Source organism: Microbacterium sufflavum, assembly GCF_023091155.1.
Classification (GTDB): domain Bacteria; phylum Actinomycetota; class Actinomycetes; order Actinomycetales; family Microbacteriaceae; genus Microbacterium; species Microbacterium sufflavum.
Genome location: NZ_JAHWXK010000001.1, coordinates 1,492,984 through 1,508,112, shown reverse-complemented (window position 1 = coordinate 1,508,112; position 15,129 = coordinate 1,492,984). Strand labels below are relative to the sequence as shown.

The 15,129-nt window shown below is 70.9% G+C and carries 15 protein-coding genes; 7 read left to right on the top strand and 8 right to left on the bottom strand.

What is annotated here, in order from left to right; translation table 11 throughout:
- Window positions 1–77 precede the first annotated feature (77 nt).
- The 3 genes from KZC56_RS07390 to KZC56_RS07380 are packed head-to-tail and all read left to right on the top strand — an operon-like array spanning window position 78 to window position 3,024.
- Entirely contained in the window at window positions 78–1,184 is a 1,107-nt protein-coding gene (locus tag KZC56_RS07390; protein WP_206251901.1) for a heme/hemin ABC transporter substrate-binding protein, read from the top strand.
- Window positions 1,181–2,254, top strand: a complete 1,074-nt coding sequence (locus KZC56_RS07385; RefSeq protein WP_247638245.1) for a FecCD family ABC transporter permease — start codon at window positions 1,181–1,183, stop codon at window positions 2,252–2,254. The genes KZC56_RS07390 and KZC56_RS07385 overlap by 4 nt, the downstream gene beginning before the upstream one ends.
- Window positions 2,251–3,024 carry a heme ABC transporter ATP-binding protein gene (locus tag KZC56_RS07380; protein WP_247638244.1) on the top strand — a complete coding sequence of 258 codons (774 nt, stop codon included), beginning with the start codon at window positions 2,251–2,253 and terminating at the stop codon, window positions 3,022–3,024. Before KZC56_RS07385 ends, KZC56_RS07380 begins: the two co-directional genes overlap by 4 nt.
- Here the strand turns inward: KZC56_RS07380 and KZC56_RS07375 are convergent.
- Window positions 3,021–3,389 (bottom strand): sterol carrier family protein, encoded by a 369-nt coding sequence (locus tag KZC56_RS07375; RefSeq protein ID WP_136032839.1) that lies wholly within the window; start codon window positions 3,387–3,389, stop codon window positions 3,021–3,023. The genes KZC56_RS07380 and KZC56_RS07375 overlap by 4 nt on opposite strands.
- Before the next feature lie 54 nt (window positions 3,390–3,443).
- Between KZC56_RS07375 and KZC56_RS07370 the strand changes: the two genes are divergently transcribed.
- The 4 genes from KZC56_RS07370 to KZC56_RS07355 all read left to right on the top strand — a co-directional run bounded on the left by KZC56_RS07370 (window position 3,444) and on the right by KZC56_RS07355 (window position 7,333).
- Complete coding sequence (locus KZC56_RS07370) at window positions 3,444–4,118, top strand: NUDIX hydrolase (RefSeq protein ID WP_136037306.1); 675 nt, start codon at window positions 3,444–3,446, stop codon at window positions 4,116–4,118.
- A gap of 48 nt (window positions 4,119–4,166) precedes the next feature.
- Complete coding sequence (purD, locus tag KZC56_RS07365) at window positions 4,167–5,444, top strand: phosphoribosylamine--glycine ligase (protein ID WP_247638243.1); 1,278 nt, start codon at window positions 4,167–4,169, stop codon at window positions 5,442–5,444.
- A gap of 105 nt (window positions 5,445–5,549) precedes the next feature.
- On the top strand, window positions 5,550–6,029 hold the full coding sequence (locus KZC56_RS07360) for a winged helix-turn-helix transcriptional regulator (protein WP_247638242.1): 480 nt from the start codon (window positions 5,550–5,552) through the stop codon (window positions 6,027–6,029).
- Window positions 6,026–7,333: an MFS transporter gene (locus KZC56_RS07355; protein ID WP_247638241.1), complete on the top strand. Its 1,308-nt coding sequence runs from the start codon at window positions 6,026–6,028 to the stop codon at window positions 7,331–7,333. The genes KZC56_RS07360 and KZC56_RS07355 overlap by 4 nt, the downstream gene beginning before the upstream one ends.
- Window positions 7,334–7,369: 36 nt before the next feature.
- Here KZC56_RS07355 and KZC56_RS07350 read toward each other — a convergent pair whose 3' ends face one another.
- The 7 genes from KZC56_RS07350 to KZC56_RS07320 form a co-directional block, all read right to left on the bottom strand.
- On the bottom strand, window positions 7,370–8,098 hold the full coding sequence (locus KZC56_RS07350) for an amino acid ABC transporter ATP-binding protein (RefSeq protein ID WP_247638240.1): 729 nt from the start codon (window positions 8,096–8,098) through the stop codon (window positions 7,370–7,372).
- Entirely contained in the window at window positions 8,095–9,573 is a 1,479-nt protein-coding gene (locus KZC56_RS07345) for an amino acid ABC transporter substrate-binding protein/permease (protein ID WP_247638239.1), read from the bottom strand. The genes KZC56_RS07350 and KZC56_RS07345 overlap by 4 nt, the downstream gene beginning before the upstream one ends.
- A gap of 120 nt (window positions 9,574–9,693) precedes the next feature.
- Window positions 9,694–10,779: an ABC transporter ATP-binding protein gene (locus KZC56_RS07340; protein ID WP_247638238.1), complete on the bottom strand. Its 1,086-nt coding sequence runs from the start codon at window positions 10,777–10,779 to the stop codon at window positions 9,694–9,696.
- A gap of 2 nt (window positions 10,780–10,781) precedes the next feature.
- Complete coding sequence (locus tag KZC56_RS07335) at window positions 10,782–11,675, bottom strand: carbohydrate ABC transporter permease (protein ID WP_136037310.1); 894 nt, start codon at window positions 11,673–11,675, stop codon at window positions 10,782–10,784.
- Window positions 11,668–12,594 (bottom strand): carbohydrate ABC transporter permease, encoded by a 927-nt coding sequence (locus KZC56_RS07330; RefSeq protein WP_247638237.1) that lies wholly within the window; start codon window positions 12,592–12,594, stop codon window positions 11,668–11,670. The genes KZC56_RS07335 and KZC56_RS07330 overlap by 8 nt, the downstream gene beginning before the upstream one ends.
- A gap of 10 nt (window positions 12,595–12,604) precedes the next feature.
- The gene (locus KZC56_RS07325; protein WP_206251909.1) at window positions 12,605–13,936 is read right to left on the bottom strand and encodes an ABC transporter substrate-binding protein; all 1,332 of its coding nucleotides are present in this window, start codon (window positions 13,934–13,936) and stop codon (window positions 12,605–12,607) included.
- A 75-nt stretch (window positions 13,937–14,011) separates the two neighbouring features.
- Window positions 14,012–15,040 carry a Gfo/Idh/MocA family protein gene (locus KZC56_RS07320; protein ID WP_247638236.1) on the bottom strand — a complete coding sequence of 343 codons (1,029 nt, stop codon included), beginning with the start codon at window positions 15,038–15,040 and terminating at the stop codon, window positions 14,012–14,014.
- Window positions 15,041–15,129: the final 89 nt, after the last annotated feature.

The window sequence follows — 15,129 nt, the reverse complement described above, 5'->3', positions numbered from 1 at the left end:
CTCAGCTAAGTAAGCCGTCGATCCCGAGCGTAGGGCGCTCGCCACGACAGCGTCAAGTTTTAGGATAGCCTTGCCTAATGCGACGCCTCTCCGCCCTCGTCCTGGCTGCCGCTCTCGCCGTCGGACTCGCCGCCTGCGCCGACCCCGACGCCACCGCCGCGGCCCCGCCCGCCGTCGACGACACCTGCCCTCAGGCCTCGGTCCCCCTCACCGAGCTCGACCTCGTGGACGACGTCCGCACCGCCACGGGTCCCGCGACCGCCTGCCTCGCCAGCCACGCGATCACCCCGGTCGACGACCGCACCGCGCCCCAGCTGCCCGTGACGGTGACCGACAGCGAGGGTCGGACGGTCGAGGTGACCGACGTCGACCGCATCCTCCCGATCGACATCTCCGGCACGATCGCGTCCACGGTGTTCGCGCTCGGCCTCGGCGACCAGGTGGTCGGCCGTGACTCCTCGACGCTGTTCCCCGGCACCGAGGAGCTGCCCGTGGTCACGAAGACCGGCCACACGCTCAACCCCGAGGCGATCCTCGGGCTCGCTCCCACCGTCATCCTCACCGACACCACGATCGGCCCGAAGGAAGTCCGCCAGCAGCTCCGGGACGCCGGGATCGCGGTCGTCGTCATCTCGGGCGACCGTCGCCTCGACACCACCGATGCGCTCGTCACCGAGATCGCCGCCGCGCTCGGGGTGCCCAGCCGCGGCGCCGAGCTGATCGAGCGCCTCGATGCGCGGGTGGCGTCCGTGCTCGGCGAGATCGCGCAGGTGACCCCGGCCACACCGGAGGACCGCGCCCGCATGCTGTTCCTCTACGTGCGCGGCAGCGCCAACGTCTACTACATCTTCGGCGCGGACTCGGGGGCGGACTCGCTCATCGATGCGGTCGGCGGTGTCGACGTCGCCTCCGAGATCGGCTGGGAGGGCATGAAGCCGATGACCGCGGAGGCCCTGGTCGCCGCGCAGCCGGACGTGCTCGTCATGATGACCGACGGCCTGGAGTCCGTGGGAGGCATCGACGGGCTGATCGAACGGATCCCCGCCGTGGGACAGACCCCCGCCGGGGCGAACCGCCGGGTGATCGACATGGCCGACGCGGAGATCCTGAGCTTCGGTCCCCGGTCGGCCGACGTGATCGGCGCCCTCGCCCGCGCGCTGTACACCGCCGAGCCGCCCCAGTGAGCGGCGAGGTCGTCACCCCTACGCCGGCGCGGCACCGCGGACTGCGCTTCGGGCTGGTCGTCACGGGGCTCCTCGTCGCCCTCGCCGTCACGTGCGTCGTCTCGATCACCAGCGGTCAGTACGACCTGTCGCCCACGGCGTTGCTGGGCGTGCTGCTGCGGGGCCTCGGCATCGACACCGCCTGGGTGCCGGACGCCGCCACGGACTACGGCGTGATCTACACGCTGCGACTGCCGCGCCTGGTGCTCGGCCTGCTCGTGGGCGCCGCGCTCGCGGTGTCCGGCGTGCTCATGCAGGCGGTCTTCGGCAACCCCCTCGCCGACGCGGGCGTGGTGGGCGTCTCGTCGGGCGCGGCGCTCGGTGCGGCGGCCAGCATCACGTTCGGCCTCGCCACGTTCGGCATGTGGACCACCCCCGCGTTCGCGTTCCTGGGCGGGCTGGTCGCGGTCTTCTCCGTGTACCTCCTCAGCCGCTCGGGCGGCCGCACCGAGGTCGTGACCCTGCTGCTCACCGGCATCGCCATCAACGCGATCGCCGGGGCGGGCATGGCGTTCTTCACCTTCCTCGGCACCACGTCGACGCGCGAGCAGATCGTGTTCTGGCAGCTCGGGTCGCTCAACGGGGCCCTCTGGTCGAACATCCAGCTCGTGGCGCCGCTCGTCGCGATCGGCGTCGTGGTCGCCCTGATCGTCGCGCCGAGCCTCGACCTCTTCGCCCTCGGCGAGCGCACCGCCCGGCACCTCGGCGTGCGCGTGGAGCTGCTGCGCCTCGTGGTCATCGTGACCGTCGCACTGCTGGTGTGCGCCGCGGTCGCATTCGCCGGGATCATCGGTTTCGCCGGCCTCGTCGTGCCGCACCTCATGCGCATGATGATCGGACCCGCACACCTGCCCCTCGTGATCGCCTCGGCCCTCGGCGGCGCGCTGCTCATCGCGGTCGCCGACCTCGTCGCCCGCACGGCCGTCCCCCTGGCCGACCTCCCGATCGGCATGATCACCTCCCTCGTGGGCGGGCCGTTCTTCCTCTGGCTGCTGGTGCGCACGCGCCGTCGCTCGGGAGGGTGGGCATGATGCCGCGGCTGCAGGGCACCGGGCTCACGGTGCGCGTGGGCGAGGGACGCACCATCCTCCACGACGCCTCGATCGACGTGCACGCGGGCGAGGTGCACGCGCTCGTCGGACCGAACGGCGCGGGCAAGTCCACCCTGTTCGGCGTGCTGGCGGGCGACGTCGCCCCGGCCTCCGGGGTGGTGCTCCTCGACGGCCGCCCGCTGCGAGACCTGCGGCCGCGTGCCCTCGCGCAGCAGCGGGCCGTGCTGCTGCAGGAGAACACGGTCACCTTTCCGTTCACCGCGGAACAGGTCGTGCGCATGGGCCGCACCCCGTGGGCACGCACCCCCGCGGCCGACGACGACGACCGGATCGTCGCGGACGCCATGACGCAGACCGAGGTCACGGCGCTCGGGCCCCGCGCGGTGCCCTCCCTCTCCGGCGGCGAGCGCGCCCGCGTGGCCCTGGCCCGGGTGATCGCCCAGAGCACCGGCGTGCTGCTGCTGGACGAGCCCACCGCGGCCCTCGACCTCAAGCACCACGAAGACGTCATGCGGCTCCTCCGCGCCCGCGCCGCCGAGGGGGCCGCGGTGGCCATCGTGCTGCACGACCTGAATGCCGCGCTCGCGCACGCCGACCGCGTGACCCTGCTCGCGGACGGCCGCGTCACCGCCAGCGGAGCCCCGGCCGAGGTGCTCACGGCCTCCCGGATCGAGCGGATCTACGGGCAACCCGTCGACGTGTTCCCCCACCCGGCCACGGGCGTGCCCCTCGTGGTCGCGCGACGCTAGGGCCGCAGCGGCAGCACCCCGGCGAGGTCGGCCCTGGTGCCGGAGGCGTGCACCCGACCGGACTCGGCCGCGGCGGTCCAGGCCTCGGCCCCCGTGGCGACCGCGATCCAGGTCGCCGCGTCCATCTCCACGACGTTCGGCGGGGTGCCCCTGGTGTGCCGCGGGCCCTGGATCACCTGCACGGCCCCGAACGGCGGCACCCGCACCTCGACGCTGTTGCCCGGTGCCTTCTCGTCGAGCAGCTGCAGCAGATACCGCACCGCGGTCGCGAGCGACGTGCGCGGGGGCCTCTCGCCCGCCGCCTCCGCCGCCCGGACGGCGTCGAGCGCCGCACGACCGTCGATGATGTCGATCTTCCTCGCCATGGCTCCACCCTAGAACCGCGGCCCCCGCACCCGGCCGCGGCCTAAGCTCGGGGTATGAGCATGCACCCCCAGGGCGCGCGCGCCGAGCTGCTCGCCGCCGCCACGGATCACACCTGGGGCGTGCCGATCCCGCCGCTCGCCGACCCGCGCACCGCGCACGACGCCGCCGTGCTCATCCTGTTCGGCGTGCTCGACCGCACCCCGGCCCCCGCCGCCGACGCCGCCGTCTCGCGCGACCTCGACGTGCTGCTGCAGCGCCGCGCCCCCACGCTGTCGTCGCACCCCGGGCAGGTATCGTTCCCCGGTGGTCGCGTCGAGCCGACCGACGCGGATGCCGTGGCCACCGCGCTGCGCGAGGCCGAGGAGGAGACGGGACTCGACCCCGCGGGGGTCGAGGTGCTGTCGACCCTCCCGGTCATCCCGCTCGCCGCGAGCAACCACCTCGTCACGCCCGTGCTCGCGTGGTGGCAGTCGCCGTCGCGGGTCGTCGCCGTCGATCATGCGGAGACCGTCGAGGTGTTCCGCGTGCCGGTGGCCCAGCTGCTCGACCCCGCGACCCGGTTCACCTCGACGCTGTCGCGGATGGGCCGCACGTTCCGCGGCCCGGCGTTCGACGTGGACGGCACCATCGTGTGGGGGTTTACGGCCATGGTGCTCGATGCCCTGTTCGACGCCACCGGCTGGACGGTGCCGTGGGATGCGACCGTGGAGCGGCCCATCGAGCTGTGACGCGCGGGCGGCCGAAACCCGCCGTACCGGCCTCGGTAGGCTGGACGGGTGAAGATCCTCGTCCTCGGTTCCGGTGCCCGTGAGCACGCGATCATCCTCGCCCTGCGCGCAGAGGAGGTGGAGCACGAGATCGTCGTCGCCCCGGGCAACGCCGGCATCGCGCACGACGCGACGCCCGTGTCGGTCGACCCGCTCGACGCGGCCGCGGTCACGGCGTTCGCGAACGAGCACGCGGTCGACCTCGTCGTGATCGGGCCGGAGGCTCCACTGGTCGCCGGTGTCGCCGACGAGCTCCGCGAGCGCGGCATCCCCGTGTTCGGACCGGGCAGGGCCGCGGCGCAGCTGGAGGGGTCGAAGTCGTTCGCCAAGCGGGTCATGGACGCCGCGGGCGTGCCGACCGGGCGGGCCGTGCGTGCGGCGACGACCGCTGAGGTCGAGGCCGCGTTCGACGACCTGGGCGCCCCGTACGTGGTCAAGGCCGACGGGCTCGCCGCGGGCAAGGGCGTGATCGTGACGGACGACCGCGCCGAGGCGCTCGCGCACGCCGCGCAGTATCTTCCCGCCGGGCCCGTGCTCGTGGAGGAGTTCCTGTCCGGTCCCGAGGTGTCGCTGTTCTTCCTGAGCGACGGCGACACCGTGCGGGCGCTCAGCCCCGCGCAGGACTTCAAGCGGGCGTACGACGGCGACGCCGGTCCCAACACGGGCGGCATGGGCGCGTACTCCCCGCTGCCGTGGCTCGCGGAGCAGTTCGGCAGCGAGCAGGCCTTCGTCGAGGAGGTCACGCGCGACGTGGCGCTCCCCGTGGTCCGGCAGCTCGACGCGGAGGGCACGCCGTTCATCGGGCTGCTGTACGCCGGGCTCATCCTCACCCCGAACGGCGTGCGGGTGATCGAGTTCAACGCGCGCTTCGGCGACCCCGAGACGCAGGTCGTGCTGCCGCGGCTGCAGACCCCGCTGTCGCAGTTGCTGTTCGCCGCGGCCTCGGGCACGCTCGAGGATCAGCCGGAGCCGGAGTTCCGTGACGACGCCGCCATCACCGTGGTGCTCGCGAGCGAGGGCTACCCGGAGTCGCCGCAGACCGGCCGTCCGATCGAGGGCCTGGACGCGGCGGCCGAGGTCGAGGGTGTGCGCCTGGTGCACGCCGCGACCGCAAGCCCCGACGCGCCCGGAGGCTCCCTCATCGCCACGGGCGGCCGCGTGCTGAACGTGGTCGCCGTCGCCCCGGACTTCCGCACGGCGCGCGACCGCGCGTACGACGCGATCGCGCGCATCCGACTCGAGGGCGCGCACTTCCGCAGCGACATCGCCGCCCGCGTCGCCGAGTAGCGCGCGGCCCCGCGGGAGGGAGCGTTCGCGACAGGGGTCGCGCGAATCCTGCCGTTCTGCGGGGACCGGCTTGACACCGCCGACTTTCTTCAAGAAAGTGACGGCATGCCCCTCCGTTCCGACTGGTCGTCCGCGACGTGCCCGATCGCCCGCTCGGCCGACGTGCTCGCCGACCCCTGGGTCCTCCTTCTTCTTCGAGAGCTGTTCTCCGGCCGCACCCGCTTCGACGAGCTGCGCGCGGCCACGGGTGCCGCCGACTCCGTGCTGTCGCGCCGGCTCACCGCCATGCACGACGCCGGGCTCCTGACCCGCGAAGACCCGAGCGAGGCTCGCAGCGGCTACCGCCTGACCGACGCCGGACTCGCGACGCTGCCGATCCTCCACGCGTACGCCCGCTTCAGCCGCACGACCGATCCGGACGGCCCCTGGGGGCTCGAGGTCTCGTGCGCGCGCTGCGGTGACACCGCCGTCTCCGTGGACTGGTGCGCGCACTGCGGCGCCCCGCTCGACGCGCACAGCACCCGGTGGGCCCGGCGCAGCATGGGCGGCCAGCCGTTCGCGCTGCACACCGGGGCGAACGCATGACCGCCGAGTCCGTCGACGAGCCCGTACAGGACCCACCTGCACGCCGTCGCCGCCTCCACCCCGCCTGGACGGTCGCGCTCGTCGCCCTCATCGCCCTGATCGGCGCCGCGGGGTTCCGGGCGGCGCCGGGCGTGCTCATGGTGCCGCTGGAGGAGGAGTTCGGCTGGACGACGGCCGAGCTGTCGCTCGCGGTCTCCGTCAACCTGCTGCTGTACGGGCTGATCGCCCCCTTCGCGGCCGCGCTCATGCAACGCTTCGGCATCCGCGCGGTCACCGTCACCGCCCTGTTCGTGATCGGTGCGGGCGCCGCCCTGAGCGTGCTCGTCGCCACCCCCGCGCAGCTCATCCTCACGTGGGGCGTGCTGATCGGACTCGGCACCGGGTCGATGGCGCTCGTGTTCGCTGCGACCATCACCGACACCTGGTTCGCGACGCGCCGCGGTCTCGTGTCCGGCGTGCTCACCGCGGGCAGCGCCACCGGACAGCTGATCTTCCTGCCGGTCATCGCGGCCGCGGCGGAGGACATCGGCTGGCGAGGGGCGTCGTTCATCATCGCGGGCGGCGCGCTCGCGGTCGCGCCCCTGGTGTGGATCTTCGTGCGCAACCGCCCGAGCGACCTCGGCGTCGGACGGTACGGCGAGCCCGCGCCCGCCTCCCCACCGGCACCCCTGCCCCGAGGCAACGCCTGGGGTGCCGCCGCCCTCGCCCTCCGCACGCTCCGCGAGGCCGCCCGCACCAAGACGTTCTGGGCCCTCGCGATCGGCTTCGCGATCTGCGGCGCGACCACCAACGGCCTGATCGGCACGCACTTCATCCCCAGCGCGCACGACCACGGCATGCCGACCACGACCGCCGCCGGACTCCTGGCCGTGGTCGGGATCTTCGACATCGCGGGCACCGTGTTCTCCGGCTGGCTGACCGACCGCGTCAACCCGCGCATCCTGCTCGCCGCGTACTACGCCCTGCGCGGGGTGAGCCTGCTGTTCCTGCCCAGCCTGCTGTCGGCCGAGGTGCAGCCCAGCATCATCGTGTTCATCGTGATCTACGGCCTCGACTGGGTCGCCACGGTGCCGCCGACGATCGCGCTGTGCCGCGAGGTGTTCGGCGACCGCGGCCCGCTGGTGTTCGGCTGGGTGTTCGCCGCCCATCAGATCGGTGCGGGCATCGCCTCGATCCTCGCGGGGCTCGTGCGCGACCACACCGGTCAGTACACGGTCGCGTGGTTCGCCGCGGCCGGCCTCTGCGCCGTCGCGGCGCTGGTCAGCGCGACCATCCGTCGCCACCCCGCACCCGTCCGCGAGTAGCCCGCTCCTTTCGCGGAACGACGCGGATGCGTACGGTCAGAGCACCTTCGACAGGAAGTCCTGCAGGCGCTCGTTCTTGGGGGAGCCGAACAGCTCGGCCGGCGCAGCCTCCTCGACCACGACCCCGCCGTCCATGAACACCGTGCGGTCGGACACCTCGCGCGCGAAGCCCATCTCGTGCGTCACGAGCACCATGGTCATGCCGCCCTCGGCGAGGTCGCGGATCACCTGCAGCACCTCGCCGACCATCTCCGGGTCGAGCGCGCTGGTGGCCTCGTCGAACAGCATGATCTCGGGGTCCATCGCGAGCGCACGGGCGATGGCGACCCGCTGCTTCTGGCCGCCGGAGAGCGATGCGGGCTTGGCGTCCGCCTTCTCCGACAGCCCGACGCGCTCCAGCAGCGACAGCGCCCGCTCGCACGCCTGGGCCTTGGTCATGCGGCCGAGCTCGACCGGCGCGAGGGTGATGTTCTCCAGCACGGTCATGTGCGGGAACAGGTTGAAGTGCTGGAAGACCATGCCGATGCGCTGGCGCACCTCGTCGAGCTTGACGCTCTTGTCGGTGAGGTCGACGCCGTCGATGACGACGTGCCCCGAGGTCGGCTCCTCGAGCTTGTTGAGGCAGCGCAGCAGCGTGGACTTGCCCGAGCCGGAGGGCCCGATCACCGCGACGACCTCGCCGTCGTCGACCGTGAGGTCGATGCCCTTCAGGACCTCGTTGTCGCCGAACGACTTGTGCAGGTTCCTGACGTCGATCTTGCTCATGCGTTGAGCGTCCTCTCCAGGCGGTTCGCGAGCAGCGTCAGCAGCGTGATCACGACGAAGTAGATGATGGCGACGATGGTGAGCACCTGCGCCGACAGGTAGGTGGAGGCGATGATCTGGCGCGACACGAAGGTCAGCTCCGCGAGGCCGATCACGCTGATGAGCGAGGTGTCCTTGAGGGTGATGATGCCCTGGTTCACGAACGAGGGGATCATGATGCGGAACGCCTGCGGCAGCACGACCTTGCGCATCGTCTTCCAGTGGCTCAGGCCCAGCGAACGCGAGGCCTCGGCCTGACCGGGGTCGACCGCCTGGATGCCGCCGCGGATGATCTCGGTCATGTACGCACCGGTGTTGAGCGACAGGGTGATCGCGCCGGCCACGAACGGGTCGAACTTCAGGTCGGGGATCAGCTGCGGGATCGCGAAGAAGACGAAGAACGCCTGGATCAGGATCGGGGTGCCGCGGAAGACGTACACGTAGGCCGTGGCGACCCAGCGGAACGGCGCGAACTTCGAGATGCGCCCGAAGCCGAAGATGATGCCGAGGATGAAGGCCGCGACCACCGCGACGATCGTGGCGAGGATCGTGAGCCACAGACCCTGCATGAGCGCGGGCCAGTACTTCACCGCGACGGAGATGATGTCGGTGGGCTGCGCGCTCGGCTCGCCCTCACCCGAGGCGAGGTACGTGTCGACGATCTCGTCGTACTCGCCCGAGTCCTGGAGGTTCGCGAGCCCCGCGTTGAACATCTTCAGCAGCTCGGCGTTCTGCCCCTTGTTGACCGCGAAGCCGTACTCGCCGCCGAGCTCCGGGTCGCCGATCAGCCGGAAGCCCGACCCCTGCTGGATGCCGTACGCGAGCACCGGGAAGTCCTCGAAGTAGCCGACGGCCTGCCCGGCCTTCACGGCGTCGACCATGTCGGTCGTGTCCTGGTACGGCGTGATGCGGAAGCCGTACTTCTCCTGGTTCTCCTCGGCGAAGGTCTGGCCCTGCGTGCCGGTCTTGACCGCGACCGCCTTGCCGTCGAGGTCGTCGAGCGACTCGATGTCGCTGGACTCCAGCACCCCCAGCTGCACCCCGCTGGTGAAGTACGGGTCGCTGAAGTCGAACGTCTGCTGGCGCTCCTCGGTGATCGACATGCCGGCCATCACCGCGTCGACCTGGTTGGACTGGAGGGCCTGCACGGCGGCGTCGAAGCCCAGCTGGCGGATCTCGACCTCGAAGCCCTGGTCCTTCGCGATCGCGCGCAGCAGGTCCATGTCGATGCCGACGAGCTCGCCGTTCGCGTCCGTGAACTCGAACGGGGCGAACGTGGTGTCGGTGCCGATCACGTAGGTCTCGCCCTCGGCCGCGGCGGGCGCGGCTCCGGCGAGGAGCGCCCCGGCGGCGACGAGCGCGGCGAGCGCGGAGGCGGTCGCCGTCCGGGCGAAGCGGCGCAGGCGGCGCGCCGTGGAGGATGGATTTCGGCTCACGTCGAGTGCTCCTCGGAGGTTCGGATGGGGCGACCCGGCGGCCGCCGACCATCCACCCTAACCCTGTGAACCCGCTGAACCGGAACGCGGGAGTCCGTGGAACCCGCGCGAGGAACCGGCTCACGACACGGCGAGGCGCCTCCCGGTCTCGGGGTCGAAGCAGTGCAGGCGCGCGCGGGTCAGGTCGACCACCACCGCGTCGCCGACGCCGTAGGAGCCGAACCCGGGGACGCGCACGAGGAACTCGACGTCGCCCATCGTGAGGTGCACGTCGGAGACGTTGCCGAGCGGCTCCACCGCGACGACGGTGCCGTGCGGCTGCTCACCGGCCAGCGGTCGCCGCAGGTCGCACTCCTCCGGGCGCAGTCCGACGCGGATCTCCTCGGGCAGCGCACCCGACTCCACGCCGAACGCGGTCCCCGGGAGCACGTGCCTGCCACGCTCGCCCCGCTTCGCCGTGAACAGGTTCATGCGCGGTTTGCCCACGAACGACGCCACGAACTCGGTCGCCGGCTCGTGGTACACCTCGTACGGGCTGCCGTACTGCTCCAGCCGTCCGCGGCTCATCACGGCGATCCGGTCGGAGAGCGTCATGGCCTCCTCCTGGTCGTGCGTGACGTAGACGCTGGTCGCGCCGAGCTCGCGGTGCAGCACCTTGAGCTCGCTGCGGGTCTGGTCGCGCAGCAGCGCGTCGAGGTTCGACAGCGGCTCGTCGAACAGGAACACCGCGGGGCGCCGGGCAATGGCGCGGGCGAGGGCGACGCGCTGCCGCTGTCCACCCGACAGGCTCTTGGGCTTCACGTCGAGCACGTGGGCGATGTCGAGCCGTCGGGCGGCGTCGCGCACCCGACGGTCGATCTCGTCCTTGGCGACCTTGCGCATGCGCAGCCCGAACGCGATGTTCTCGTAGACGCTCATGTGCGGATACAGCGCGTAGTCCTGGAACACGAACGCCAGGTCGCGCTTGTCGGGGTCGAGGTCGTCGACCCGCCGCCCGTCGATGAGGATCTCCCCGCCCGAGATGTCCTCCAGTCCGGCGATCATGTCGAGCGTGGTGGTCTTGCCGCAGCCGGAGGGACCGAGCAGCGAGACGAAGTGCCCGTCCTCGATCACGTAGCTGAGGTCGGAGACCGCCTTGCGGGCCTCGTGCCCGCGCCTCGGGCGTCCGTACGACTTCTCGACGCCCACCAGTTCGATCTGTGCCATGATCAGCCTTTCACCGCACCCTCGGTCATACCGCGGATGATCCATTTCTGTGCCACGAGGGTGAGGATCAGGACCGGGATGGCCGTGATCACTCCCGCCGTCGCCGCGGACGTGTAGTCCATCGCGAACAGCCCCTGGAACGCCGCGGTCTTCACCGGCAGGGTCACGGCGTTGTTCGACGTCAGCACCTTCGCCAGGAAGAAGTCGCTCCAGCTGGTGATGAACGCCAGGATCGCGGTCGCCGCCATGCCGGGCGCGGCGAGCGGGAAGGCGATCCGGTACATGATCTGGAACCGGTTGCACCCGTCGATGCGGGCGGCGCGTTCCAGGCTCGGCGGGATGTCCTCGAAGAACCCGACCAGCATCCAGATCACGAGCGGCAGGATGAACGCCGTGTACGTCGCGATCAGCCCGAGCAGCTGGTCGTAGAGGCCGACCGAGCGCAGCAGGATGAACAGGGGCACCGCGAGCACGATCACGGGGATCGCCTGCACGGTCATCATGCTCAGCAGCAGCGGCTGGCGACCGCGGAACTTGAAGCGGGCGATCGCGTAGGCGCAGGCCGCGCCCACGGTCATGCAGATGATCGTGGTGGAGATGCCGACGATCGCGGAGTTCGCCATCGGGGTGAGGAAGCTGCCGTCCGACAGCAGGCGCACGTAGGACTCCACGGTCAGCAGGGACGGCGACAGGTCGGGGGTACGGCCCTGCAGCGCGCTCGACGGATACACGCTGAACACGAACATCCACAGGAACGGCGCCAGGAAGAACGCCATCACGAGCACGAGCAGCACCGCGCACACGACGGCCGTGAGGCGGCGGCGTCCGCGTCGCGACACCCGGCGCCCGCGCGGGCGGGCGGTGGTGACGAGGGCGGTGGTGGTCAGGTCAGGCATGCGCCTCTCCCCTCTTGCGACGGAACCCGCCGAACAGCAGGATCCAGAACACGGCCACCACGAGCACGAGGATCATGATCCCGACCGCCATCGCCGAGCCGTAGCCGCGGTCCAGGTTGCTGAAGTTCACCAGGTACGCGAGGAAGTTGATGGTGGTGGTGCCCTCGGCCGGGCCGCCGGAGCCGCCCGTGAGCACGTAGATGGTGTCGAACACCTTGAGCGACCACATCGACTGCACGATCAGCGCGAACATCAGGGCGCCACGCATGTTGGGCACGGTGATGCGCCAGAAGGCCCGCCACGGTCCCGCGCCGTCGATCGCCGCCGCCCGGTACAGGTTCGACGGGATGCCCTGCAGCGCCGCGAGCATCAGCAGGCACAGGAACGGCAGCAGCTTCCACATCTCCGCGAACACCAGGATGTTCATCGCGAGCGCGGGGTCGGACAGCCACTGCACGTTCTCCTCCGTGAGACCGAGTCCGCGCAGGATCGTGTTGGCGATGCCGGTGCTGCCGTCGAAGATCAGCTTCCACATGATGCCGTTCACGACGGGCGGCACGGCCCACGGCACGAGCAGCAGCACCCGGGCGAGCGTGCGTCCGCGGAACTCCCGGTTCAGCAGCACCGCAATCGCCACGGCCAGCGCGACCCCGCCGATCACGGTGATCACCGAGAAGTACGCCGTGCGCTCCATCGCCCGGTGCACCGCGGGGTCGGTCAGCAGCTGCCCGTAGTTCTCCAGCCCGATGAAGGGGTGCTCCATGCCCAGCTTGTCGTTCCACTGGTGGAACGACATGAACACGGCGTAGCCCATCGGGTAGCCGAGCAGCATCGCGATGATCAGCACCGCCGGCGCGATCAGCAGGAGGCCGAAACGCAGATCCCGCCGGCGGCTCCTCTCCAGGAGGTTGACGCCCATTCCCCGAGCCCTACTTCAGGTACTTCTTCACGAGGTCCTCCGCCGTCTTCTGCGCCGACTCCAGCGCCTCCTTGGGGGAGGTCTTGCCGTTCATGGCGTTGATGAGCTGCACGGAGAGCGCCTGGTCGAGCTCGTTCGACCAGGGCGTGCCGTAGCGCTTGGTGACGTACTCGGTGGACTGCTCGTAGGTGGACAGGATGGGCAGCGCCTCCCGCGCGGCGGGCTCGGCCAGCACCGTCTGCGAGACGGGGAACCAGCCCTCCTTCTCGACGATGTCGGTCTGCACCTTCCCGGTGGTGACGAACTGCAGCCACGCCAGGGCCGCTTCCTTGTTCTTCGAGAACTTGCTGATCGCGAAGCCCTCGGAGCCGTCGATCGACGCCGACCGCACCGACATGCCGGGGAGCAGGCCGTTGCCCACCGTCGCGGCCGAGGTCGCGGCGCCGGCGGCCGTGGCGACCGCGTACTGGAACGGCCAGTTGAACACCATGCCGGTGCTGCCGCGGGCGAAGAGGTCGGCGAGGTCGGACGCGTTGGTGATCTGCAGCGAGGAGGGGTCCATCACCTTGTGCACCTGCAGCAGCTCGACCATCTTCGACAGCGCCTCGACGCCCGCATCACTCGCGAAGGTGGGCTTGTAGTCGGCGTCGTAGAACTCCCCGCCGTTGAGCAGCAGCGCGCGCAGGAAGTTCTGGTACGCGCCGGCGGGGTTGCCCATGTCGCACGCGTAGCCGTACTGCCCGCCGCCGGTGAGGGCCTTGGCCGCCGCGACGAACTCGTCCCAGTTCGCCGGGCCCGTCTCGGGGTCGAGCCCGGCCCCCGCGAACAGGTCCTTGTTCCAGAACATGGTCTGCGCGCTGACGAACTTCGGCAGGCCGTACACCTTGCCCCGCCACGACACCGCGTCGAGCGCCGGCTGGATGAGGTCGTCCGGCACAGCGGAGGGGTCGAGCTCCTCCAGCCATCCGGCCTGCCCGAACTCGGCCGACCAGCCGGCCCACGTCATCACGACGTCGAACGACGAGTCCTGCGCCGCGAACATCGTGGCCATCTTGTCGTGCAGGTCGTTGAAGTTGCCCTGCTGGTAGGTGACGACCTTGATGCCGGTCTGCTTCTCGAACTCGGCGATGGCCCAGTCCTTGAAGATGCTGTTGGTGTTGTCGTCGAGGATGCTGATCTGGCCGGAGGGCTTCCCGGAGCCGGCCGTGAGCGGTCCGGTGCTCTGCTGCCCTCCGCCTCCGGGGGTGCAGCTCGCCAGGGCCATGGCCCCGACGGCGAGGCCACCGAGCTGGAAGATCTGACGCCGGGAGAAGCCCCGGCTCATCGACGGTGATGCGTTCATTTCCTTGCTCCTTCGTGCAGTTCCGGACGGGTGTCGCGTGGTTTCGGGTCTCGCGGTGGTGCAGGTGAAGCGGGGTCAGACGGAGATGGAGACGACGTCGCCGGTCTCGAGGGCGGTGTGCACCGCCTCGATCGCGGCGGTGATGAGGAGGCCGTCGCGGGCGTCCGGCACGTCGACGGGCTCCCCGCGGAGGAGGCGGACGAAGTCGCCGACCATGTCGATGGGCACCCCGTGGATGCGGCCGGCGCGCTCATGCACAGCCGACTGCACGAGCTGCCCGCGCTGCGCGTCGTAGACGATCACACCGTCGTCGGCGCCGTCGATGTGCACGACCTGACCGGCGGACTGGATCTCGTAGCGGAAGTCGAACACCGACGGCATCGACTCGGGCAGCACCCACGACGAGTTGAGCGCGACGTGCGAGCCGTCGGCCATCGTGAACACGGCGTTGACGCGGTCCCACGTGTCGATGCCGGCTTCGGTGAGGCGGTCGCGCGCGCCGACCGCGTACACCGACACCGGGTGCGTGCGGCCGATCCAGCACGCGAGGTCGAGCGAGTGCGGCATGAGGAACCACGCGGGCGAGCTCTTCGAGGACCACGACAGCATCTCGGTCGGCACGAAGATCGTGTCGTTGAGGTTGATGATCTGGGCGCTGATCCTCGGGTCTCCGTCGGCGCCGAGACGGGTGCGCACCGCCGAGTACCGCACGTTCCAGCGGTTCTCGAAGCCGACCATGACGCGCACCCCGGCGGCGTCGGCGGCCTCGAGGATCGCCCGCGCGTCGTCGACCTCGGTGGCCAGCGGCTTCTCGATCATCAGGTCGAGACCGGCCTGGGCGCAGAGCACCGCCGCCTCGCGGTGGGCGAAGTCGGGGGTCGCGATCACGACGCCGTCGAGGTCGGGGTGGGCGGCGAGCAGCTCCTCGGTGCTCGCATAGCCCGGAACGCCCAGCTGCGCGACCATCGCGGACAGCACGCCGGGGCTGCGGTCGCAGATCGCGACGAGCTCGGACTGGGGGTTCTCCTGCAGCGCCCTGGCGAACATGCCGCCGCGGATCCCGCCGCCGATGACTCCGACTCGTGCCGACCTGCTGTGGTTCACTGCCAACCCCACTTCGTCATGGATGCCCGCGCGCCGCGAGGTATGTATGACACTAAACCATACATTCTTCCTTGTAAACTGATCCGCAG

What these genes read in the sequence shown, in the direction of transcription:
- KZC56_RS07390 (WP_206251901.1), top strand. Translation starts at nt 78, where the DNA reads ATGCGACGCCTCTCCGCCCTCGTCCTGGCTGCCGCTCTCGCCGTCGGA.
- KZC56_RS07380 (WP_247638244.1), top strand. Translation starts at nt 2,251, where the DNA reads ATGATGCCGCGGCTGCAGGGCACCGGGCTCACGGTGCGCGTGGGCGAG.
- KZC56_RS07375 (WP_136032839.1), bottom strand. Translation starts at nt 3,389, where the DNA reads ATGGCGAGGAAGATCGACATCATCGACGGTCGTGCGGCGCTCGACGCC.
- KZC56_RS07370 (WP_136037306.1), top strand. Translation starts at nt 3,444, where the DNA reads ATGAGCATGCACCCCCAGGGCGCGCGCGCCGAGCTGCTCGCCGCCGCC.
- KZC56_RS07360 (WP_247638242.1), top strand. Translation starts at nt 5,550, where the DNA reads ATGCCCCTCCGTTCCGACTGGTCGTCCGCGACGTGCCCGATCGCCCGC.
- KZC56_RS07355 (WP_247638241.1), top strand. Translation starts at nt 6,026, where the DNA reads ATGACCGCCGAGTCCGTCGACGAGCCCGTACAGGACCCACCTGCACGC.
- KZC56_RS07350 (WP_247638240.1), bottom strand. Translation starts at nt 8,098, where the DNA reads ATGAGCAAGATCGACGTCAGGAACCTGCACAAGTCGTTCGGCGACAAC.
- KZC56_RS07340 (WP_247638238.1), bottom strand. Translation starts at nt 10,779, where the DNA reads ATGGCACAGATCGAACTGGTGGGCGTCGAGAAGTCGTACGGACGCCCG.
- KZC56_RS07335 (WP_136037310.1), bottom strand. Translation starts at nt 11,675, where the DNA reads ATGCCTGACCTGACCACCACCGCCCTCGTCACCACCGCCCGCCCGCGC.
- KZC56_RS07330 (WP_247638237.1), bottom strand. Translation starts at nt 12,594, where the DNA reads ATGGGCGTCAACCTCCTGGAGAGGAGCCGCCGGCGGGATCTGCGTTTC.
- KZC56_RS07325 (WP_206251909.1), bottom strand. Translation starts at nt 13,936, where the DNA reads ATGAACGCATCACCGTCGATGAGCCGGGGCTTCTCCCGGCGTCAGATC.